Below are 20601 nucleotides of genomic sequence, written 5' to 3'. Positions count from 1 at the left end.
TGGGATGGCTTAGGCTGGGCGCCCTTTCAGAGCAAGGATGCTCATGATGACGTTGCCTATGCGCTTGCTGTTCTTCTTTTTACTCAACTTCTCACCGCTGATTGCGTGGGCGCGGGAGTGTCCCGACTGGGAGGCCGATCACGCCCGGGCCCAGATCGCCGACCTGGCGCAGCAAGTCCGCCTGTGGGATGACAGCTATCACCGACTCGGCCAGTCATTGATCAGCGATGAACTCTATGACCAGGCCCGCCAGCGTCTTACCCAATGGCGCAGTTGTTTCGCCTCCTCCGCGCCGGGCACGGACAAGCCGTTGGCCAGCGCACGAGGCACCATCGCTCACCCGACACCACACACCGGCCTGGAAAAACTGCTGGACGACAACGCCGTTCAAACCTGGCTGAGCACGCGCCAGGATGTGTGGATTCAGCCCAAGGTCGACGGCGTCGCCGTCACCCTGGTTTACCGCAAAGGCCGACTGAGCCGGGTCATCAGTCGTGGCGATGGCCGGCTGGGCCAGGATTGGTCAGCGTCCGCCCGCAGGATTCCCGGGATCGTCCAGCAACTGCCCGAGCCCGTAGACTTGTTGTTGCAGGGCGAACTCTATTGGCGACTGAATGACCACGTGCAGGCCACCAAAGGTGGCCTCGGCGCCCGCAGCAAAGTGGCTGGGCTGATGAACCGCCGGCAGTTGAGCGAAGCCGAAGCCGCCGGTATCGGCCTGTTTGTCTGGGCCTGGCCCCACGGTCCCGAGGATTTTCCCAAACGACTGAGCCAGCTTGCGCAATGGGGCTTCACCGACAGCGGGCGTTACAGCCACCCGATCAAGGACATTACCGAAGCGGCGCACTGGCGCAGTTACTGGCACAACCACCCACTGCCCTTCGCCAGCGATGGCGTGGTGTTGCATCAAAGCCAACGGGCGCCGGCCGAGCGCTGGCGGGTCAGTTCGCCCTATTGGGCGGTTGCCTGGAAATACCCGGTCGTCAAGGCACTGGCCCATGTGCGCAAGGTGCATTTCAAGATTGGTCGCACCGGGCGCATTACCTCCATCCTGGAGCTGGAGCCAGTACTGCTGGATGACCGAAAAATCAGCCGGGTCAGCGTTGGCTCCCTCAAACGCTGGCGGGAACTGGACATTCGCCCTGGTGACCAAGTGTCCATCAGCCTGGCTGGCCAGGTCATTCCGCGCCTTGACCACGTCGTGCTGCGCAGCCAGCCACGGGTCGAGCTGCAGATCCCCCAGGCCAACAACTTTCATCCGCTGAGTTGCTGGAAACTGTCCCCAGGCTGTGAGGAACAATTGCTCGCGCGCCTGACCTGGCTGAGCGGCGCCCAGGGGCTGGCCCTGCCACATATCGGCCGTGAAACCTGGAACACGTTGATTCAGGCCGGTCTAATCGGCGGGCTGCTCGATTGGTTAACCCTGGATGAGGCAGAGCTTGCTAACATTGATGGCTTAGGTGAACGCAGCAGCGCACGTTTACTCGACAGCTTGCGCAGCGCCCGGCAGCGACCGTTCGCGCAATGGCTGATGGCCCTGGGAGTACCGCCCACGGCCCGCAACAATCTACAAGGCGGCTGGCAAACCCTGGCCGCCAAAGACACTCAAGCCTGGCTGGCCGAAGACGGCATAGGCCCGGGCCGCGCGGCGCAACTGAGCGCTTTTTTTCGCGACCCGCAGGTGCTGGCCTTGGGTGAAACATTACGGGCTGCCGGGATAGATGGTTTTTGACCTTTGCCCCACAGCATTAACCGGTGCCGGCAGAATTCATCCTGCCCACCTGATTGCGACCTTGTTTGCCTTGGAGTCTTTATGAAGTTTCTCGCACCTTTTGCCCTGTTGACCGTCGCAACCTTTATGGCCACACCACTGCTGGCGGCCGAGGAAGCCCCGCAACTCACCGGCTGCGCCGCCAAGCGCCAGGCCATCAGCACCCAGATCGAACAAGCCAAGGCCCACGGCAACAGCGAGCAGCAAGCCGGCCTGGAAAAAGCCTTGAGTGAAGTCACTGCCAACTGCACCGACGCCTCCTTGAAAAAGGAGCGCGAAAACAAGGTGCTCGACGCCAAGCACGAGGTCAGCCGCCGTCAGGCCGACCTCGACAAGGCGATGAAAAAAGGTGATTCCGACAAGATCAACAAGCGCAAGGACAAGCTGGCCCAGTCACGCAAGGACCTGCAGGAAGCCCTGGACGAACTGGACAAGTAAGACGCCTCAGTGATCGCGGAACTGTTTATGGCACGCGGTGCAGGCATCTTCGACTTTCTGCACGGCCGGCCCCAGGTTGCTGGCCTTGTAGGGCTGGACCTGGCTGGCGATCACCAATTCACCGGTGGCCGCTTCAAGGTTGCGGGCCATCTCCTGGAAACGTGCCTGTTGCTGCCACACGTCGTCCTTGGCGCTAGCGTGGTCTTCCTCACGCACGCTCGGGAAATGTTTCCACGGTTCATGGGACAACGCATCAAGCTTGACCGCGCCTTCGGCAAATTTGGCGCCGTCGAACGGAAGGCGTCCACGCAGCATGCCGCCCAGGTCTTCGCCGGTCTTGAGCATCTGCTTGAAAATGGCCTTGCGCTGGCCAAGGGGCGAATTCGGATCAACCCCGCCGCAGGCGGACAGCGTCAGGCAGGCCAGCAATACAACGGTCAGTCTTTTAAAAGTCATGATGGCTCAAGGTCACGGGAAACGGCGGCCAGTATCCTCGCCCCGCCCGTAAAGACCAATACCCCTATTAATAATAAGGGTTGTTCGAGCGCCAATCCGCGCGGGCAACCGCTTCAGGAATTTTGTGTATGAATACCCGCTTTAAACCCTGGGGCCGCCGCTTGGCGTGGGCTCTGCCAATGATCGCGTTGCTGGCCGGTTGCGACACCGGCAAAGACGAGAAAGCCAAACCCCACGCCATCGCCACCTACGTCGGCGCGACCTGGGAAAACCTGCCGGCCGTGTCGGACACTGACCTGCAAGCCGGCTTTGAATCCTGGCGCAGTGCCTGTCAACGACTCAAGGCTGACCCGGTGTGGGGCACGACGTGCGCGGCATCGGCCACTGTGCCGTCGACGGCAGTAGCGATTCGCGACTTCCTCAAGGCCAACCTTGATGTCTACGGCCTGCGTTCGGCTGACAACAGCCCCAACGGCCTGATCACCGGCTACTACGAACCGGTTTACCCCGGCAGCCTGACCGAAACCGCCACCGCCCATGTGCCGGTGTTCGGCGTGCCGGATGACCTGATCATCGTCAACCTGGAAAGCATCTACCCGGAGCTCAAGGGCAAACGCCTGCGCGGCCGCCTGGAAGGTCGGGTACTCAAACCCTATGACGACGCCAGCGCCATCAACCAGCAAGGCTCCACCGCCAAGCCCATCGCCTGGCTGACCAATCCTATGGACCTGCAATTCCTGCAGATTCAAGGTTCGGGCCGCATCCAACTGGCCGATGGCCGCCAATTGCGCGTCGGTTACGGCGACCAGAACGGCTACCCGTACCGCCCCATCGGCCGCTGGCTGGTGGAGCAAGGCGAACTGAAAAAAGAAGACGTGACCATGGGCGCCATCGCGGCCTGGGCCAAGGCACATCCGCAGCGTATTCCTGAATTGCTGGCAAGCAACCCCAGCTACGTGTTCTTCAGCGCCCGCCCCGACAGCAACGAAGGCCCCCGTGGTTCGCTGAACGTGCCGCTGACTGCGGGTTATAGCGTCGCGGTGGATCGCAAGGTGATTCCACTGGGCAGCCTGTTATGGCTATCGACTACGCGACCGGACGGCACACCGATTGCCCGCCCGGTGGCCGCGCAGGATACCGGTGGTGCAATTACCGGTGAAGTGCGGGCCGACCTGTTCTGGGGAACCGGTGATGCCGCTGGTGAGCTGGCGGGCAACATGAAGCAGCAGGGCCAGATCTGGATGCTGTGGCCCAAAGGCGCAGCGCTGCCGAAAGTGCCCGATGCGCCGACAGGCACCTGAAGAACACCACGGTCTATGTGGGAGCGGGCTTGTGTGGGAGCGGGCTTGCTCGCGAATGCGGTGGATCAGTCGATACATCCGGTGACTGACACACCGCATTCGCGAGCAAGCCCGCTCCCACATTTGAACAGCGTCAGGCTTTAGATCGAGACGAAGAAGAAACTCGCAATCAACGCCATCCCCACCGCCCATACCACCGACCGCAGAATCGCCCAGTCCGCCAGGTAGCAGATGATGTAAAGCAACCGGCTGGTAATAAACAGCACCGCCAGCACGTTGATCGTCACCAGCGACGCCGCGCCGGCCAAATGGGCAATGATCACCGCTGCCGCAAAGGCCGGGGTCACTTCAAAGCTGTTGAGTTGCGCACTGTGGGCACGCTTGGCGAACCCCTCCAGCGTATCCAGGAAGGCACGCGGATCATGGTTCTGCCGCGGCCCGAACTTGCCACCGCTGAACTTGGCCACGCCCGTGCACAGGTACGGCAGAAAAATTGCGATCAACACACACCAGAAAGCGACTGTCATAACCCATTCCTTTTTTAGTTTTGTCCGACGGTTAGAGTTTCATCACGAACATGCCGATCAGCACCAACCCACAGGCTATGAGCCGCGGGCGGCCGAAAGGTTCTTTCAGGTAACGCATGCCGAACAGCACCACAAGAATCACACTGACTTCCCGCAGCGCGGCAGCCTCGGCAATCGAGCCCAACTGCATGGCCCAAAGCACCAGAGCGTAGCTCAACAACACGCACAACCCGACACTCAGCCCCAGCCGCCATTGCGTGCGCCAGAACAACCCGAACGCCGCCCGTTTGCGCACCATCGCCAGCAACGGAAACGGCCATGCGCTTATCAGCGTCAGCCACACCAGGTAGTCCAGTGGGTGTGACCAACGGCGCAACGCCTGGCCATCGAGGAAGGTGTAGCAACCGATACACAGGCCGATCAGCGCCACCACCGGCAGCATCGACCAAGGCAACCGGTCGCCACCGCCGCCCTGCCACAACAGGCACAGCATGCCGAACGGAATCAGCAGGATGCCCAGGATCTGCTGGGTACTGAGCACCTCACCGGCAAACACCAACGTCAACGCCAGCACCACCAGCGGCGACAACCCACGCATCAGCGGGTACACCAAGCCCAGGTCACCCACGCGATAAGCCTGGATCAGCAGGTAGCGGTAGAGCAATTCAAACAGTGCCGAGGCGATGATCCACGGCCAGATTTCCAGCGGCGGAAACGATACAAACCCCACCGCCAGCACCACAAACAGCAACGCCACCGTGTCCATGCACGCGATGACCAACAGGCGCTCGCCGCTGAATTTGATCAAGGTGTTCCACGTCGCATGCAACAGCGCCGCTACCAGTACCAGAGCTGTTGCGATCACGGTGACTCCCCAGTCAGAAAAAGCAGATTTGATTCGCCATATTTCAGCACCTGTTTATACTAAAGCCGACCACGCCGCACTCAGTTGCGCAAAGACCTGGACCAATAATTTTTTGCTGCTGCCCGATCTTCGCCGATCCGGGCCTCGGCATGCGTATGCCTGATCAGAGCGTCACGATTACCGACAGGAGATCCTCGCCTGCCGCTCGGTGCATGGATCGGCGGGATGGTGCCGGCGGCACTTTTGTTCATCAACCTGCAACGTCGCCGCCCGGCTGCGGTCAACGTAGCCAACTGATAAATGTGTTCTGTGTGGGAGCTGTCGAGCTTTAGCGAGGCTGCGATACAGGCGCTGCGGTCTTGCAGGCTCACCCAGGTGATGCCATCGCAGCCTCGCTGGGGCTCGACAGCTCCCACATATGATCTCTACTCACTCCTCCATCCAAGGACCCCGGATGCTTGAACTTGTCGCTGCGTTTATTTGCCTGACCACCCTGCTCACTTACGTGAACTACCGCTTCATCGGCCTGCCGCCCACCATCGGTGTGATGGTGACGGCACTGATGTTTTCCCTGCTGCTGCAAGGCTTGAGCTTTATCGGCTACCCCGGCCTTGAAGAGCGCATCCAGCAGTTGATCGGCCAGATCGACTTCGGCGACTTGCTGATGAACTGGATGCTCTCGTTCCTGCTGTTCGCCGGCGCCTTGCACGTCAACCTGAGTGACCTGCGCAGCTACCGCTGGCCCATCGGCCTGCTCGCCACCTTCGGCGTATTGATTGCCACGGTGGTGATCGGCAGCCTGGCCTTCTACATCTTCGCCCTGTTCGGCTGGCACGTGAGCTTCCTGTATTGCCTGTTGTTCGGCGCACTGATTTCCCCCACCGACCCGATTGCCGTACTCGGGGTGCTGCGGACCGCCAACGCGTCGAAACCACTGAAGACCACCATCGTCGGCGAATCGCTGTTCAACGACGGCACGGCGGTGGTGGTGTTCACCGTATTGCTGGGCATCGCGCAACTGGGTGAGACGCCTACGGTCGGCGCGACGGCCATACTGTTTGCCCATGAGGCAATCGGTGGCGTGGTGTTCGGCGGGCTGATCGGCTACATCGTGTACCTGATGATCAAGAGCATCGAGCAGTACCAGATCGAAGTAATGCTGACCCTCGCCCTGGTGATCGGCGGCTCGGCGATGGCCACCGAGCTGCACGTCTCGGCACCGATTGCGATGGTGGTCGCCGGGCTGATCATCGGCAACCTGGGCCGCAAGCTGGCAATGAACGACATGACCCGCCGCTACCTGGACGGTTTCTGGGAACTGCTCGATGACATGCTCAACGCCCTGCTGTTCGCGCTGATCGGCATGGAGCTTTTGCTGCTGCCGTTCAACTGGCTGCACGTGTTGGCGGCAAGTTTGCTGGCGGCGGCGATCCTGTTGTCACGCCTGTTGACGGTGGCCCCGGCGATCCTGCTGCTGCGGCGCTGGCGCACGGTGCCCCGCGGCACCATCCGCATCCTTACGTGGGGCGGCTTGCGCGGCGGGGTTTCGGTGGCATTGGCCCTGGCCCTGCCGTTGGGCCCGGAGCGCGACTTGCTGCTGAGCATCACCTACATCGTGGTGCTGTCGTCGATCCTGTTGCAGGGCTTGAGCATCGGCAAGCTGGTCAAGCATGTGACCAAGGATGAGCCGGCGCCTGCTGCGGCGCCGGAGACTCACTGACCCTTGTTGATCTGCTGCGGATGCCTCGGGTCCGCAGCGGGTTTACCCGGCAGGCTGCTTTCGCTGCGAATCTGCGCATGGCTGATCAGCGCAAAGATAAAGCTGCCGCCGATGATATTGCCCGCCAATGTCGGCCCGGCGAACACCAGCCAGAAGTCTTTCCACGGCAGCTCGCCGGCAAATACCAGGTACGACACTTCCGCCGAGCCCACCACGATGTGGGTGAAGTCTCCCAGTGCCATCAGGTAGGTGATCAGGATGATGATCCAGATTTTGGCGCTTTCCATGGAGGGGATCATCCAGACCATGGTGGCGATCATCCAGCCCGACACGATGCCCTTGGCGAACATCTGGTAGGCGTCGTTTTCCATGACCTTGCGCCCGATTTCCAGGAAGGCCAGGTCGGTCTTGGTGTCAAAGATCGGCAAGTGCAGCATCACGTACGCCACCAGCAAGGTGCCGCACAGGTTGCCCACCAGCACCACGGCCCATAAACGCAGCAGGCGTGCGAAATTCTTCAGCGTGGGCTTGCTCATCACCGGCAACACCGCGGTCAGGGTGTTTTCGGTGAACAACTGCTGACGGGCGAGGATCACGGCAAGAAAGCCGGCGCAGTAACCAAAACTGGCGATCACCTTGAACTCTTCGCCATCCGGCAGGCGCGAGTTGAGCAAGCCCATGCCCATCAGCGACAGGCCCATGGTCAGGCCGGCGGCCAGCGCCGACCACCACAACGCGGCGACGTTGCGCTCCAGTTCCTGGTCGCCTTGAGTGCGGATGATTTCATGCAGAACCGCCGCGCGAGGCGGCTGGTTCTTGTCGACGTCGTGCTGCTCTTCCTGCGACAGATTGGGGGTCTTGCCGTCTTCTTGCGTGGCCATGGTGATACCTGAACGGGGGGCGATGTTCAGGTACGACCTATGGTTGATCAAGAGCGTTCACTGGCCCTGCGCAGGTTTACTCGCCGAGGCCTTCGGACTGGAACTGATCCTTCACGTACTTGATCTCGGTGCGGCCATGGGGCGCCGGCAAACCGTCTTCACCCAGGTTCACAAAGACCATTTTTTCCACGGTCAGGATGCTCTTGCGGGTGATCTTGTTACGCACTTCGCAGGTCAGGGTGATGGAGGTGCGACCGAACTCGGTGGCGGTGATGCCCAGCTCGATGATGTCGCCCTGGCGCGAGGCGCTGACGAAGTTGATTTCAGAGATGTACTTGGTCACCACCCGCTGGTTGCCCAACTGGACAATCGCGTAGATGGCCGCTTCTTCGTCGATCCAGCGCAGCAGGCTGCCACCGAACAGGGTGCCGTTGGGGTTGAGGTCTTCGGGTTTTACCCATTTGCGGGTGTGGAAGTTCATGTTCACTCCAAAGCGTGTTGCGAAATGATGGGCAACATCATGGCAGAGGCCGGGCCCAAGCTCTATGAGCCATTGCCTATCAACCCCATGAGCGATCTTCATGCCGCCGACAGAAAGGCTTTAGAAGTCAGGCGCAGGCGGCTATAATCGCCTCCGCTTCAAAACGGTCATCTTCGATTGATACCGTTCTCCCGCCACCTGTCCGAGGGGCGCTGCAGCAGGCTCGACCTGTCAGGCTCGGATGGGGCGTTGTCCGGCCTGGTTAGCCAGCTGGATACTAAACGCACAACGGCGCCCATTCGCACACTACGAATGGAGGCTCTTCATGAGCGCTGTAATCACGCCTGCAGGTTTTACCGACTACAAAGTCGCCGACATGTCCCTCGCTGCCTGGGGCCGTCGCGAAACTTTTATCGCCGAATCCGAAATGCCAGCCCTGATGGGCCTGCGTCGCAAGTACGCCGCTGAGCAGCCGCTCAAGGGCGCGAAGATTCTCGGCTGCATCCACATGACCATTCAGACTGCCGTGCTGATCGAAACCCTGGTTGCCCTGGGTGCCGAAGTACGTTGGTCGTCCTGCAACATTTTCTCGACTCAAGACCAGGCCGCTGCCGCTATCGCTGCTGCCGGGATCGCTGTTTACGCCTGGAAAGGCGAGACCGAAGAAGAGTACGAGTGGTGCCTGGAGCAAACCATCCTCAAGGATGGCAAGCCATGGGACGCCAACATGATCCTCGACGACGGCGGCGACCTGACCGAGCTGCTGCACAAGAAGTACCCGCAGATCCTCGACCGCGTCCACGGCGTGACCGAAGAAACCACCACCGGCGTTCACCGCCTGCTGGACATGCTGGCCAAGGGCGAGCTGAAAATCCCGGCCATCAACGTCAACGACTCGGTGACCAAGAGCAAGAACGACAACAAGTACGGCTGCCGTCATAGCCTGAACGATGCGATCAAGCGCGGCACCGACCACCTGTTGTCCGGCAAGCAAGCGCTGGTGATCGGCTACGGTGACGTGGGCAAGGGCTCGTCCCAGTCCCTGCGTCAGGAAGGCATGATCGTTAAAGTCTCCGAAGTTGACCCGATCTGCGCCATGCAAGCCTGCATGGACGGTTTCGAAGTGGTTTCGCCGTTCATCAACGGCCAGAACGACGGCACCGAAGCGAGCATCGACAAAGCGCTGCTGGGCAAGATCGACCTGATCGTGACCACCACCGGCAACGTGAACGTGTGCGATGCAAACATGCTCAAGGCCCTGAAAAAGCGCGCCGTGGTGTGCAACATCGGTCACTTCGACAACGAAATCGACACCGCTTTCATGCGCAAGAACTGGGCATGGGAAGAAGTGAAGCCACAGGTACACAAGGTTCACCGTACCGGCGCGGGTGATTTCGACCCGCAGAACGATGACTACCTGATCCTGCTGGCCGAAGGCCGTCTGGTGAACCTGGGCAACGCCACTGGCCACCCAAGCCGCATCATGGATGGCTCGTTCGCCAACCAGGTACTGGCCCAGATCTTCCTGTTCGGCCAGAAATACGCCGACCTGTCGCCCGCCCAGAAAGCCGAGCGCCTGACCGTGGAAGTACTGCCGAAGAAACTCGACGAAGAAGTGGCCCTGGAAATGGTCCGCGGCTTTGGCGGCGTAGTGACTCAACTGACCAAGACCCAGGCCGACTACATCGGCGTGACGGTCGAAGGCCCGTTCAAGCCGCACGCTTACCGCTACTAAGTAACCGGCAACACCTGCTCTACCTGTAGGAGCGAGCTTGCTCGCGAAAAACCCAAAGGCACCGCGTATCCCTGTTTACACGCGTTATCGTTGACGTTCTTCGCGAGCAAGGTCGCTCCTACAGTTCGGATGGGTGCACAGTCGGCTTTCGAGTTCCCAAGGGTATGACCATGTCCCAAGACCGTCGCTACAGCTTCGAGTTCTTCCCGACCAAGACCGATGCTGGGCATGAAAAACTGATGGCGACTGCCAAGCAGTTGGCCAGCTTCAACCCCGATTTCTTCTCCTGCACCTACGGTGCCGGTGGCTCCACCCGCGATCGCACGATCAACACCGTGTTGCAGCTGGAAAGCGAAGTCAAAGTCCCTGCTGCTCCGCATTTGTCCTGCGTGGGCGACAGCAAGGCCGACCTGCGCAGCCTGCTGACCCAATACAAGCAAGCCGGCATCAAGCGCATCGTCGCCCTGCGCGGTGACCTGCCGTCCGGCATGGGCATGGCCAGCGGCGAGCTGCGCTACGCCAATGACCTGGTGAGCTTCATCCGTGAAGAAACCGGCGATCACTTCCACATCGAAGTGGCCGCTTATCCGGAGATGCACCCCCAGGCGCGCAATTTCGAAGACGATTTGCAGAACTTCGTGCGCAAGGCCAACGCCGGCGCCAACAGCGCAATCACCCAGTACTTCTTCAACGCAGAGAGCTACTTCTACTTCGTTGAACGTGTACAGGCGATGGGGGTGAATATCCCGATCGTGCCGGGCATCATGCCGATCACCAACTACAGCAAACTGGCGCGCTTCTCTGACGCCTGCGGCGCGGAAATCCCACGCTGGATTCGCAAACAACTGGAAGCCTACGGCGACGACGTCAAGAGCATCCAGGCGTTCGGCGAGCAGGTCATCAGCGAGATGTGTGAACAATTGTTGCAAGGTGGCGCGCCAGGGTTGCACTTCTATACCCTGAACCAGGCTGAGCCTAGCCTCGCTGTCTGGAACAACCTGAAGCTGCCACGCTAAGGCCTGTTCCGAAATGCAAAGGCCCTCATAATGAGGGCCTTTGCCGTTCTAAACGCCCACGGAATCCTGCAGTCCATGAATACAACCGCCCCGACGTCCCGCCCGCAACTGGTCTACCTGGTATTCGGCGCCGAGACTTACCATCAGGAAGCGGTATTCAGCATCGCCAGCGCCCTGGCTTTCCTGCGAGGCACGCCGGATGCCGGCATCGACATCCAGGTCTTCAGCGACAACCCCGAGCCCTATCGCTTGCTGCCGGTACGGGTGCGCCCGCTGGATGAAGCCACGCGCAAACGCTGGAGCGAGCCCCATGGCTACCACTTCCGCACCAAGCACGTGGTGCTGCGGCAGGTGCTGCAAGAGTCCGAAGTGGCGCTGCTGATCGACACCGACACGTTTTTCCACCACTCGCCCCTGGCGCTGTTTGAACGCGTGCAGCCCGGCACCCTGCTGTGCAACGCCTTCTACACCAAATACGGCGACAACCACGAAAGCATTCTGTACAGCGCCCTGTACCAGCGCCTGCTGGACATGGGCGTGGCCGACGACGACATGATGACCCTCAATTCCGGGGTCATGGGCCTGACGCAGCAGGACGCGCACATTCTCGACCGCTCGATCGAGTTGATGGACGAACTGTTTCCCCATGCCCAGGGCGCCTACACACTGGAAGAGTTCTGCCTGTCCATCGCCGCTTATCGCACCGTCAACGTGCGCGAATGCCCGGACCTGATCCACCACTACTGGAGCCGCAAGCAGCTGTTCCGGGCCAAGGTCAAGGCGTGGATCGCCAAGCATGGGGCGAACCCCACCAGCGTCACGGCCCTGGACGATACCCGCCAGGTCTCCGCCCACCTGCCGCGCCCGCCGCGCCTGCAACGGCTGATGTACAAGCTGATCACCCTGATATTGCCCAGGCACCAGCAGCAGTTCATCCGGGAAATCCTCTACGGCTGCTATGAGCATGAAAACGAGTTCGACCAGGCGTGTGGCCCGGTTTGGTGGGACAAGGCCCGGCAAAATCAGGAAGAGCGCCAGGGCCGGCCCGTGGATGCCCATCTGCTGGAGCACTGGTTTGCCAATCCCGTGGTGCGGCTGATTCTCGGTGAGCGGCGCGAGGCGATCTACGAACACTTGATCAAATCTCCCGGTAAGTAAAACCGGCAGGCGCCCGCAGATCGCTGAGCCAGAGCTTCTCTTTAGCCCGAGACAGTCGTAATCTCGGGGCATGCCTGTCACTTTCCGGTTGTTGACCGTTGTTCTTTTCGCTTGCCTGAGCCTCGGTGCCCATGGCGAGAAACTGCGCATTGTCACCGAGCCCTGGGCGCCTTACGTGTATGACGACAACGGCACCATGCGCGGGCTCGACTACGAGACCACGGTGATCGTGTTCCAGCGTTTGGGCATCGACGTGGACTGGCAATTCTTGCCCTGGAAGCGTTGCCTGGCGATGCTCGATCAAGGCCAGGCCGATGGCGCACTGGATATTTTCCACAGCCACGAACGCGACGCGGTGCTGCTGTACCCCAGCGAGCCGCTGTCCGAGGTGGAGTTCGTGCTGTTCTACGCCAACGCGCGCCCACATCCGTTCCAGACCTTCGACGACCTGCGCGGCCTGACCATCGGCACGTCGCCGGGTTACCTCTATGGCGCCGAATTCAGCGAGTCCACGCAGTTCAAGCAGGAGCCGGCCGCCAGCCATGAGGCCAACTTCGGCAAGCTGGCCCTGGGGCGGATCGACCTGGTCATCACGGACCGCCGGGGCGGCCAGCATGTGCTTAAGGCCCTCGGACTTGAACACCAGATCACCCAGGCGCCCCAGGTGGTCAGCAGCCAGCCACAGTTCCTCGCGGTGCGCCGGGGTGCCGGCATGGACTTGCTGGTGCAACGCTTTGCCGCCGAACTCAAACGCTTCAAGCAAGAGCCGGCCTACGCGGCCTTGAGCGCCAAATATGCCGGTGCAAGCCTCCAGACCAGCGCATCAGCCCTGCCTGCAAGCACCGTTGAGCAGCAGGAAAGCAGCGCAGAGTGATTGCTCTGTTATACTCCGGCCTTTCCGCCAGGCTTACGCCCGGACGCTTCGGTCTTGCAAAAGGCACCCGACCCCGCTACAGCGCAGCTTTCAAGCCCGCGCGAGCCGTCTGAGTGCCTGCCAGCCCCAGCAGGACCGGACGGGATTGCGTTCATCTAAACGCCATTCACGCCAGGCAAGACTATCCCTCTGGGCCAAGCCCTAACTAAAACAGGATTACTCATGTCCTTTGCTTCCCTCGGTCTCTCCGAGGCTTTAGTCCGCGCCATCGAGGCAGCGGGCTATACCGAGCCTACTCCGGTGCAACAGCGGGCCATTCCCGCCGTGTTGCAAGGCCGCGACCTGATGGTTGCGGCTCAGACAGGTACTGGTAAAACCGGCGGCTTCGCCCTTCCGATCCTGGAGCGGTTGTTCCCCAACGGTCACCCGGACAAATCCCAGCGTCACGGCCCGCGCCAACCGCGCGTATTGGTCCTGACCCCTACCCGCGAACTCGCCGCCCAAGTGCATGACAGCTTCAAGCTGTATGCCCGCGACTTGAAGTTCGTCAGCGCCTGCATCTTCGGCGGCGTCGGCATGAACCCACAGGTTCAGGCCATGTCCCGTGGTGTCGACGTACTGGTTGCCTGCCCGGGTCGTTTGCTCGACCTGTGCGGCCAAGGCAGCGTCGATTTGTCCCACGTGGAAATCCTCGTGCTGGACGAAGCCGACCGCATGCTCGACATGGGCTTTGTCCATGACGTGAAAAAGGTCCTCGCGCGCCTGCCGGCCAAACGCCAGAACCTGCTGTTCTCGGCCACGTTCTCCAACGACATCACCGCTTTGGCGGGCAAGTTGTTGCACAACCCTGAGCGCATTGAAGTCACCCCGCCGAACACCACCGTCGAGCGTATCGAGCAGCGCGTATTCCGCCTGCCGGCCGCTCACAAGCGTTCGCTGCTGGCCCACCTGATCACCGCCGGCGCGTGGGAACAGGTATTGGTCTTCACCCGCACCAAGCACGGCGCCAACCGCCTGGCCGAGTACCTGGACAAGCACGGCCTCACCGCCGTCGCCATCCACGGCAACAAGAGCCAGAACGCTCGCACCAAAGCCCTGGCCGACTTCAAGGCCGGTGAAGTGCGCATCCTGGTCGCCACCGACATCGCCGCTCGCGGCCTGGACATCGACCAACTGCCCCACGTGGTCAACTTCGAGCTGCCAAACGTCGACGAAGACTACGTGCACCGTATCGGCCGTACTGGCCGGGCCGGTCGTTCGGGCGAGGCCATTTCCCTGGTCGCACCGGACGAAGAAAAGCTGCTGAAAAGCATTGAGCGCATGACCAAGCAGAAAATCGCCGACGGCGACCTGATGGGCTTCGACTCCAGCGCCGTTGAGGCTGAGAAGCCTGAAGTGCGCGAGCGTCCGGACGTGCGTAACCCGCGCAACAACCCACGCGGTCCGAAGGGCGATGGCCCGAACGGCGGCGGCGGTGGTGGCGGTCGTAAAGACAAGGGCAAGGACAAGGGCGGCAAGGACAAGGCTGCGACCAATGGCCGTGGCGAACGCCCGGCCCGTGAGCAAAAGCCCCGTGAAGGCACCCCGGCCCGCGAACAGCGCCAGCCGAGCCAGCCGCCACGCGCTGCTGCCGACCGTGCTCCGGACGAGTTCCTGGACGACGACGTGGACAACTTCGGTAACCGCGTTGACTACGTGCCCCAGGCCAAGCCGGCCCAGGGCCGTGGTCGCCGTCCGGGCGCTCCTGCCCAGGGTGCAGGCGCTGGTTCTGCGCCACGTACCGGCGGCCAGCCACAAGGTCGCCAGAACGGTCCGCGCAGCAGCAACGGCGCCACCACCGGCACCCCGCCTGCCAAGCGCAGCGGCCCGCGCAACGGCGCACCCCGTGACGGCCAGGCCCGTCGCGAAGAGTCGCGCAACCGTCGCCCGGCCCGTGATGATCAACCTCGTCTGTCGGAGCCAGCGGTGCAAAACCCGCGCGGCGGCCCGGCACCGAAGATCATCCACAAAGAGTCGAAAAGCGATCGCACGCTGACACCTGAGCAGTTGGATCAACTGCCGGGCCGTCCACGTGGTGAAAAACCGGCGTTGCTGACCCGCAACCGCTGAGTTTTCAAAGCGCCATAAAAAATGCCCCGGATCGCGAGATCCGGGGCATTTTTGTGTGGCCGGCGAAAATTACTTCGCTTTCACACCTTCAAACGTTACGTACAGCTCAACCGTGTTGGACGCTGGGCCCAGGTCCATTTGCTTGCCGAAGTCCTGGCGGTTGAAGGAGGTAGTGCCTTCAAAGCCAGCACGGTAGCCGCCCCATGGATCCTTGCCTTCACCCAGGAAGGTCGCCTTGACGACGATCGGCTTGGTCACGCCGTGGAAGGTCAGGTCGCCGGTCACGTCTGCAGTGACTTTGCCGTCAGCATTCTTGCCGGTGGTCTTGACGCTGGTGGAGACGAACTTGGCATCGGCATACTTGCCAACGTCCAGGAAGTCTTTGCTGGCGATGTGCTTGTCACGTTCGGCGTGGTTGGTGAACACGCTGGCAGTGCGGACGTTGAACTCAATCTTGCTGTCTTCAGGCTTGGCAGCATCGAAGCTGAACTTGCCGTCCAGGTCCTTGAAGGTACCGGTGATGAAGCTGTAGCCCAAGTGGCTGATCTTGAAGTCAACGAAGGCGTGCTGGCCTTCCTTGTCGACAACGTAGTCAGCTGCCATCGCCTGACCGGCAGTCAGCAGGGCAGAACCGATGGCCAGAGCGGCGAGAGTCTTTTTCAACATGCTTTCTATTCCTTGTGAGTCGAGGTTGAACATCAGGCTTTGCGCCCCAGCATACGAACCAGGGTCACATCACGATCAATGAAATGGTGTTTCAACGCAGCCACACCATGGAGGCCGGCGAACACCACCAATACCCAGGCCAGGTACAAATGCACCACGCCTGCGGTGTCTGCCTGGTCCGGTAGCCCGGAAACCAGTGCAGGAATCTCAAACAGGCCAAACACCGGGATCCCGACACCGTCTGCGGTGGAAATCAGGTAACCGGCAATCATCACGGCAAACAGCCCGAGATACAGGAATGCGTGGCCAAACGCAGCCCCCAGACGTGTCATGCGGCTATAGCTGGCAAGCGGTGGCGGCGGCGGGCTGAGCAAACGCCAGACAATGCGCACCAGCATGATGGCGAACAGCGTGATGCCGATGCTTTTGTGCAGGTCCGGGGCGTCTTTGCGCCAGGTGCTGTAGTAGTCGAGACCCACCATCCACAGGCCCAACGCGAACAGACCGAACACCACCAGGGCCACGCCCCAGTGCAAAACAATACTGACCCAGCCATAGCGGGCCGATGAGTTACGTAGCTGCATGTTCCAAATCCCGTAAGAACTGTGCCAAGACTATCGACTTACCTATCGATTTAAAGCGGAAAATTTCGCTTTGAAATATCGAGAAATACGATCAAGAGCCTATGCAGAGTAAGTTAACAAGAGATTAAGGACTATCCAGAAGAAACGTGACGGACTGTCCTGCGTTTACCACCAATTTACGCTTCCACCTCGCAATGGGTTGTGACACAGGTCTGCATTGCATAGGCTTGCGCGATTGTTTCGCCCGCGCACGTCGCGAGCCGCTTCGAGGAGAATGAAGATGGGTTTGAATAATCAGTGGATGCAACGCGACCTTGCGGTGCTGTGGCATCCCTGCACCCAGATGAAAGACCACCAGCAACTGCCGTTGATCCCGATCAAGCGTGGCGAAGGCGTCTGGCTGGAAGACTTCGAAGGCAAACGCTACCTCGACGCCGTCAGTTCCTGGTGGGTCAACGTGTTTGGCCACGCCAACCCGCGCATCAACCAGCGCATCAAGGACCAGGTAGACCAGCTGGAGCACGTGATCCTCGCCGGGTTCAGCCACCAGCCGGTGATCGAGCTGTCCGAGCGCCTGGTGAAGATGACGCCCGAAGGCCTGACCCGCTGCTTCTACGCCGATAACGGCTCGTCGTGCATCGAAGTCGCGCTGAAGATGAGCTTTCACTATTGGCTCAACCGTGGCCTGCCGAACAAGAAGCGCTTTGTCACCCTGACCAACAGCTATCACGGCGAAACCATCGCCGCGATGTCGGTAGGCGATGTGCCGCTGTTCACCGAAACCTACAAGGCCCTGCTGCTGGACACCATCAAGGTGCCGAGCCCGGACTGCTACCTGCGCCCCGACGGCATGAGCTGGGAAGAACATTCCCGGAACATGTTCCTGGCCATGGAGCAGACCCTCGCCGACAACCACGACACCGTGGCTGCCGTGATCGTCGAACCGCTGATCCAGGGCGCCGGCGGCATGCGCATGTACCACCCGGTGTACCTCAAGCTGCTGCGCGAAGCCTGCGACCGCTATGGCGTGCACCTGATCCACGACGAAATCGCCGTGGGCTTTGGCCGCACCGGCACGATGTTCGCCTGTGAACAGGCCGGCATCCGCCCGGACTTCCTGTGCCTGTCCAAGGCCCTGACCGGCGGCTACCTGCCGTTGGCGGCGGTGGTCACCACCGACGATGTGTACGACGCCTTCTACGACGACTACCCGACCCTGCGCGCCTTCCTGCATTCCCACAGCTACACCGGCAACCCGCTGGCCTGTGCGGCGGCCCTGGCGACCCTGGACATCTTCGAAGAAGACAACGTCATCGAAAACAACAAGGCCCTGGCCCAGCGCATGGCCACCGCCACCGCGCACCTCGTGGACCACCCCCACGTTTCGGAAGTGCGCCAGACCGGCATGGTGCTGGCCATTGAGATGGTGCAGGACAAGGCCACCAAGACCGCCTACCCGTGGCAGGAACGCCGGGGCCTCAAGGTGTTCGAGCATGCCCTGGAACGTGGCGCGTTGCTGCGGCCATTGGGCAGCGTGGTGTATTTCCTGCCGCCCTACGTGATCACCCCGGAGCAGATCGACTTCCTGGCTGAAGTGGCCAGCGAAGGGATTGATATCGCCACCAACAGCAAGGTCAGCGTGGCGGTGCCCAAGGATTTCCACCCAGGGTTTCGTGATCCGGGCTGATTGAGTTCACTTGATTAATCGGTGCCGCTGCTGCCTGACCGGTAGGAGCGAGCTTGCTCGCGAAAATCGTCAACGATAATGCGGGTATCCTGTTTAAACGCGGCGCCCTTACGTTCTTCGCGAGCAAGCTCGCTCCTACATGAACCTCCCCAGAGAACAGAAATGAGACTGTCCCGCTTTTTTGTCGACGCCCCCCTGAGCCTTGGCGACCACGAGTTGCCGGAAGCCCAGGCGCATTACATCAGCCGCGTGTTGCGCATGAGCGAAGGCGACGCCGTGCAACTGTTCGACGGCTCCGGCCAGGAGTTTCGCGCCAGCTTGCTGGAAGTCGGTAAAAAACGCGTGGTGGTGCAAGTCACCGAGGCCTTTGCCGGGCAGGTCGAATCACCGTTGCAGATTCACCTCGGCCAGGGCCTTTCCCGTGGCGAGCGGATGGACTGGGCGATCCAGAAAGCCACCGAGCTTGGGGTAAATGAAATCACCCCGATCTTCAGCGACCGCTGCGAAGTGCGCCTCAAGGACGAACGTGCCGATAAACGCCTGCAGCACTGGCGCCAGGTGGCGATCAGCGCGTGCGAGCAATGCGGTCGCTCGCGGGTGCCGGTGATTCACCCGCCGCTGCTGTTGGCGGATTGGCTGAAACAGGCAGAGGCGGACTTGAAACTGGTGCTGCACCCGGTCGCCGAGCCGCTGGTGAGCCACGCCAAGCCGGGAAGCCTGGCCTTCCTGATCGGGCCGGAAGGTGGCTTGACCGATGGCGAAGTCGAGAGGGCACAAGGTGCGGGTTTTCATTCTGCACGCCTGGGCCCACGGGTGCTGCGCACCGAAACCGCGCCAGTCGTGGCGCTGGCCGTAGCCCAACAACTCTGGGGCGACTTCTAAACCCGTTTTGCAAACCCAATCAAATGTGGGAGCTGGCTTGCCTGCGATAGCGGTGGGTCAGCTACACATCTGTTGCTGATACACCGCTATCGCAGGCAAGCCAGCTCCCACATTTTGATCGGGTTTCCACCCCTGGTCCGGCTTATTCCACCGGGTCACTCACCGGCTTGGCAATGATCGCCTTCAACTCACTGGTCATCGGGAATTCCAGGTTCAAGCCCTTGGGCGGAATCGGCTGTTCAAACCAGCGCTGGTAGATCCCGTTGATCTCCCCCGAGCTGTACAGCCCGGCCAGGGTTTCGTTGACCACCGCGAGAAACTGCGGGTCGTCCTTGCGCACCATGCAGCTGTAGATTTCCCGCGACTGCTCTTCCCCCACCACCACCCACTTGTGCGGGTCCTTGGCCTTGGCGCGCTCGCCATAGAGCAACGCGTCATCCATGTAGAACGCCGCCGCCCGACCCGATTGCAGCATCTGGAAGGCTTCGCCATGGTCCTTGGCGCTGATCACCGACATGTTCAGTTTGTGATCAACGTTGTAGCTCTTGAGGAACCGTTCGTTGGTGGTGCCGGCGGTGGTTACCACGTTCTTGCCCTGCAGGTCGGCGAAGCGTTTGATGCCGCTGTCGTTGGCGGTCAGCAACTGGCCTTTCACATAGATAAACCCGTAGGAAAACGCCACCTGCTTCTGCCGCTCGGCGGTCACGCCGGTGGAACCGCATTCCAGGTCCACGGTGCCGTTTTGCACCAGGGCAATGCGGGTCTGGGACGTCACCAGGTTGTACTTCACGTTGAGCTTCGGCACCCCGGTTTTCTGCTGGATGCGCTCGACGATCTTGTTCGCCAGCTCCACCGAATAGCCCATGGGCTTGCCGCTGTGATCACCCACATAGGAAAACGGCACCGAGGCATCGCGGTAGCCGAGGGTGATGCTCTTGGCGTTGGCGATCTTGCTCAGCGTGCCTTCCAGAGGGGCTTCGGTTGCCTGGGTCTGTGCGCTCAATATCAGGGCCAGGAAGAGTATGGGGCTGCTGCGCAGCCCGACGGGGGACGAGCCCCCTCGCCACAGTTTTTGCATTGTTATTCTCCGTTTTTGTTTTAGTTATGGACGGCGCACGGCAATGACGCTGATTTCAACGAGCACATCCGGTCGCGCCAACTGCGCCTGCAACGTGGTACGCGTCGGTGCCTGCCCCGGCGATAGCCAGGCGGACCAGGCTTCATTCATCGGCGCAAAACCCTCCTGGATATTGTTCAGGTAGATGGTCGCGTTCAGCAGATGATCCTTGTCGCTGCCGGCCTCGGCCAGCAGCGCATCAATCCTGGCCAGCACCTCTTCGGTCTGGGTCTTCACATCGCGGCCTTCGCCCGGCACCTGGCCGGACAAAAACACCAGGTCCTGAAACACCACGGCGCCAGACAGGCGGCTGTTGCTGTTGATTGATTCGGG

The 20601-nt window shown here is 61.0% G+C and carries 20 protein-coding genes and 1 riboswitch; of the genes, 11 read left to right on the top strand and 9 right to left on the bottom strand.

Features of this window, described 5'->3' with window-relative positions; all coding sequences use genetic code 11:
* Positions 1-58: 58 nt before the first annotated feature.
* Together ligB and ACUN0G_RS15355 are read left to right on the top strand one after the other, a co-directional pair.
* A complete protein-coding gene (ligB, locus tag ACUN0G_RS15360) occupies positions 59-1732 on the top strand; it encodes an NAD-dependent DNA ligase LigB (RefSeq protein WP_445575557.1) in 1674 nt (557 codons plus the stop codon).
* An 81-nt stretch (positions 1733-1813) separates the two neighbouring features.
* Entirely contained in the window at positions 1814-2209 is a 396-nt protein-coding gene (locus ACUN0G_RS15355; protein ID WP_445573764.1) for a DUF1090 domain-containing protein, read from the top strand.
* Positions 2210-2215: 6 nt separating this feature from the next.
* On the opposite strand, the gene ACUN0G_RS15350 is transcribed toward ACUN0G_RS15355, so the two are convergent.
* Positions 2216-2665 carry a c-type cytochrome gene (locus ACUN0G_RS15350; protein ID WP_445573763.1) on the bottom strand — a complete coding sequence of 150 codons (450 nt, stop codon included), beginning with the start codon at positions 2663-2665 and terminating at the stop codon, positions 2216-2218.
* Between the two features lie 128 nt (positions 2666-2793).
* On the opposite strand from ACUN0G_RS15350, the gene mltA reads away from it, so the two are divergent.
* Complete coding sequence (mltA, locus tag ACUN0G_RS15345; protein ID WP_421551481.1) at positions 2794-3966, top strand: murein transglycosylase A; 1173 nt, start codon at positions 2794-2796, stop codon at positions 3964-3966.
* A gap of 140 nt (positions 3967-4106) precedes the next feature.
* Here the strand turns inward: mltA and ACUN0G_RS15340 are convergent, their stop codons facing one another.
* Together ACUN0G_RS15340 and ACUN0G_RS15335 are read right to left on the bottom strand one after the other, a co-directional pair.
* Complete coding sequence (locus tag ACUN0G_RS15340) at positions 4107-4493, bottom strand: MAPEG family protein (protein WP_177043143.1); 387 nt, start codon at positions 4491-4493, stop codon at positions 4107-4109.
* A gap of 31 nt (positions 4494-4524) precedes the next feature.
* Complete coding sequence (locus ACUN0G_RS15335) at positions 4525-5358, bottom strand: EamA family transporter (RefSeq protein WP_063026578.1); 834 nt, start codon at positions 5356-5358, stop codon at positions 4525-4527.
* A gap of 454 nt (positions 5359-5812) precedes the next feature.
* Here ACUN0G_RS15335 and ACUN0G_RS15330 point away from each other — a divergent pair, with 454 nt between their 5' ends.
* A complete protein-coding gene (locus tag ACUN0G_RS15330) occupies positions 5813-7078 on the top strand; it encodes a cation:proton antiporter (protein WP_445573762.1) in 1266 nt (421 codons plus the stop codon).
* Here the strand turns inward: ACUN0G_RS15330 and ACUN0G_RS15325 are convergent.
* A complete protein-coding gene (locus tag ACUN0G_RS15325) occupies positions 7072-7959 on the bottom strand; it encodes a formate/nitrite transporter family protein (RefSeq protein WP_445573761.1) in 888 nt (295 codons plus the stop codon). The two genes, ACUN0G_RS15330 and ACUN0G_RS15325, sit on opposite strands and share 7 nt — an antisense overlap.
* Positions 7960-8035: 76 nt before the next feature.
* Positions 8036-8440, bottom strand: coding sequence for an acyl-CoA thioesterase (locus tag ACUN0G_RS15320; protein ID WP_003216852.1), 405 nt, complete (start codon positions 8438-8440; stop codon positions 8036-8038).
* Positions 8441-8638: 198 nt separating this feature from the next.
* A riboswitch (S-adenosyl-L-homocysteine riboswitch) is annotated at positions 8639-8744 on the top strand.
* A gap of 21 nt (positions 8745-8765) precedes the next feature.
* Between ACUN0G_RS15320 and ahcY the strand changes: the two genes are divergently transcribed.
* The 5 genes from ahcY to ACUN0G_RS15295 all read left to right on the top strand — a co-directional run bounded on the left by ahcY (position 8766) and on the right by ACUN0G_RS15295 (position 15332).
* A complete protein-coding gene (ahcY, locus tag ACUN0G_RS15315; protein ID WP_056857730.1) occupies positions 8766-10175 on the top strand; it encodes an adenosylhomocysteinase in 1410 nt (469 codons plus the stop codon).
* Positions 10176-10345: 170 nt separating this feature from the next.
* Entirely contained in the window at positions 10346-11191 is an 846-nt protein-coding gene (gene metF, locus ACUN0G_RS15310) for a methylenetetrahydrofolate reductase [NAD(P)H] (protein ID WP_063033886.1), read from the top strand.
* Between the two features lie 75 nt (positions 11192-11266).
* Positions 11267-12349: a hypothetical protein gene (locus ACUN0G_RS15305; protein ID WP_445573760.1), complete on the top strand. Its 1083-nt coding sequence runs from the start codon at positions 11267-11269 to the stop codon at positions 12347-12349.
* A 70-nt stretch (positions 12350-12419) separates the two neighbouring features.
* On the top strand, positions 12420-13223 hold the full coding sequence (locus tag ACUN0G_RS15300) for a substrate-binding periplasmic protein (protein ID WP_445573759.1): 804 nt from the start codon (positions 12420-12422) through the stop codon (positions 13221-13223).
* A gap of 222 nt (positions 13224-13445) precedes the next feature.
* Positions 13446-15332, top strand: a complete 1887-nt coding sequence (locus tag ACUN0G_RS15295) for a DEAD/DEAH box helicase (RefSeq protein WP_017476487.1) — start codon at positions 13446-13448, stop codon at positions 15330-15332.
* A 69-nt stretch (positions 15333-15401) separates the two neighbouring features.
* On the opposite strand, the gene ACUN0G_RS15290 is transcribed toward ACUN0G_RS15295, so the two are convergent.
* Both ACUN0G_RS15290 and ACUN0G_RS15285 read right to left on the bottom strand, forming a co-directional pair.
* A complete protein-coding gene (locus ACUN0G_RS15290) occupies positions 15402-15998 on the bottom strand; it encodes a YceI family protein (protein WP_258342598.1) in 597 nt (198 codons plus the stop codon).
* A gap of 32 nt (positions 15999-16030) precedes the next feature.
* A complete protein-coding gene (locus ACUN0G_RS15285; protein ID WP_010167627.1) occupies positions 16031-16582 on the bottom strand; it encodes a cytochrome b in 552 nt (183 codons plus the stop codon).
* Positions 16583-16862: 280 nt separating this feature from the next.
* Here ACUN0G_RS15285 and ACUN0G_RS15280 point away from each other — a divergent pair, with 280 nt between their 5' ends.
* On the top strand, positions 16863-18269 hold the full coding sequence (locus ACUN0G_RS15280) for an adenosylmethionine--8-amino-7-oxononanoate transaminase (RefSeq protein WP_421525173.1): 1407 nt from the start codon (positions 16863-16865) through the stop codon (positions 18267-18269).
* 162 nt (positions 18270-18431) lie between these two features.
* Positions 18432-19151: a 16S rRNA (uracil(1498)-N(3))-methyltransferase gene (locus ACUN0G_RS15275; RefSeq protein WP_445573758.1), complete on the top strand. Its 720-nt coding sequence runs from the start codon at positions 18432-18434 to the stop codon at positions 19149-19151.
* A 142-nt stretch (positions 19152-19293) separates the two neighbouring features.
* Here ACUN0G_RS15275 and ACUN0G_RS15270 read toward each other — a convergent pair whose 3' ends face one another.
* Positions 19294-20229, bottom strand: a complete 936-nt coding sequence (locus tag ACUN0G_RS15270) for a transporter substrate-binding domain-containing protein (RefSeq protein ID WP_445573757.1) — start codon at positions 20227-20229, stop codon at positions 19294-19296.
* A gap of 24 nt (positions 20230-20253) precedes the next feature.
* Positions 20254-20592 carry a RidA family protein gene (locus ACUN0G_RS15265; protein WP_445575556.1) on the bottom strand — a complete coding sequence of 113 codons (339 nt, stop codon included), beginning with the start codon at positions 20590-20592 and terminating at the stop codon, positions 20254-20256.
* Positions 20593-20601: the final 9 nt, after the last annotated feature.

Source organism: Pseudomonas sp. 32A, from assembly GCF_052682255.1.
Note: the sequence above shows the minus strand (reverse complement) of the source record. Positions and strands in the feature narration are given on the sequence as shown.

Excerpts from the sequence above, each read along its gene's own strand:
- ligB (WP_445575557.1), top strand. The coding sequence starts at position 59 with ATGCGCTTGCTGTTCTTCTTTTTACTCAACTTCTCACCGCTGATTGCG.
- ACUN0G_RS15355 (WP_445573764.1), top strand. The coding sequence starts at position 1,814 with ATGAAGTTTCTCGCACCTTTTGCCCTGTTGACCGTCGCAACCTTTATG.
- ACUN0G_RS15350 (WP_445573763.1), bottom strand. The coding sequence starts at position 2,665 with ATGACTTTTAAAAGACTGACCGTTGTATTGCTGGCCTGCCTGACGCTG.
- mltA (WP_421551481.1), top strand. The coding sequence starts at position 2,794 with ATGAATACCCGCTTTAAACCCTGGGGCCGCCGCTTGGCGTGGGCTCTG.
- ACUN0G_RS15340 (WP_177043143.1), bottom strand. The coding sequence starts at position 4,493 with ATGACAGTCGCTTTCTGGTGTGTGTTGATCGCAATTTTTCTGCCGTAC.
- ACUN0G_RS15330 (WP_445573762.1), top strand. The coding sequence starts at position 5,813 with ATGCTTGAACTTGTCGCTGCGTTTATTTGCCTGACCACCCTGCTCACT.
- ACUN0G_RS15325 (WP_445573761.1), bottom strand. The coding sequence starts at position 7,959 with ATGGCCACGCAAGAAGACGGCAAGACCCCCAATCTGTCGCAGGAAGAG.
- ACUN0G_RS15320 (WP_003216852.1), bottom strand. The coding sequence starts at position 8,440 with ATGAACTTCCACACCCGCAAATGGGTAAAACCCGAAGACCTCAACCCC.
- ahcY (WP_056857730.1), top strand. The coding sequence starts at position 8,766 with ATGAGCGCTGTAATCACGCCTGCAGGTTTTACCGACTACAAAGTCGCC.
- metF (WP_063033886.1), top strand. The coding sequence starts at position 10,346 with ATGTCCCAAGACCGTCGCTACAGCTTCGAGTTCTTCCCGACCAAGACC.
- ACUN0G_RS15305 (WP_445573760.1), top strand. The coding sequence starts at position 11,267 with ATGAATACAACCGCCCCGACGTCCCGCCCGCAACTGGTCTACCTGGTA.
- ACUN0G_RS15300 (WP_445573759.1), top strand. The coding sequence starts at position 12,420 with ATGCCTGTCACTTTCCGGTTGTTGACCGTTGTTCTTTTCGCTTGCCTG.
- ACUN0G_RS15295 (WP_017476487.1), top strand. The coding sequence starts at position 13,446 with ATGTCCTTTGCTTCCCTCGGTCTCTCCGAGGCTTTAGTCCGCGCCATC.
- ACUN0G_RS15290 (WP_258342598.1), bottom strand. The coding sequence starts at position 15,998 with ATGTTGAAAAAGACTCTCGCCGCTCTGGCCATCGGTTCTGCCCTGCTG.
- ACUN0G_RS15285 (WP_010167627.1), bottom strand. The coding sequence starts at position 16,582 with ATGCAGCTACGTAACTCATCGGCCCGCTATGGCTGGGTCAGTATTGTT.
- ACUN0G_RS15280 (WP_421525173.1), top strand. The coding sequence starts at position 16,863 with ATGGGTTTGAATAATCAGTGGATGCAACGCGACCTTGCGGTGCTGTGG.
- ACUN0G_RS15275 (WP_445573758.1), top strand. The coding sequence starts at position 18,432 with ATGAGACTGTCCCGCTTTTTTGTCGACGCCCCCCTGAGCCTTGGCGAC.
- ACUN0G_RS15270 (WP_445573757.1), bottom strand. The coding sequence starts at position 20,229 with ATGCAAAAACTGTGGCGAGGGGGCTCGTCCCCCGTCGGGCTGCGCAGC.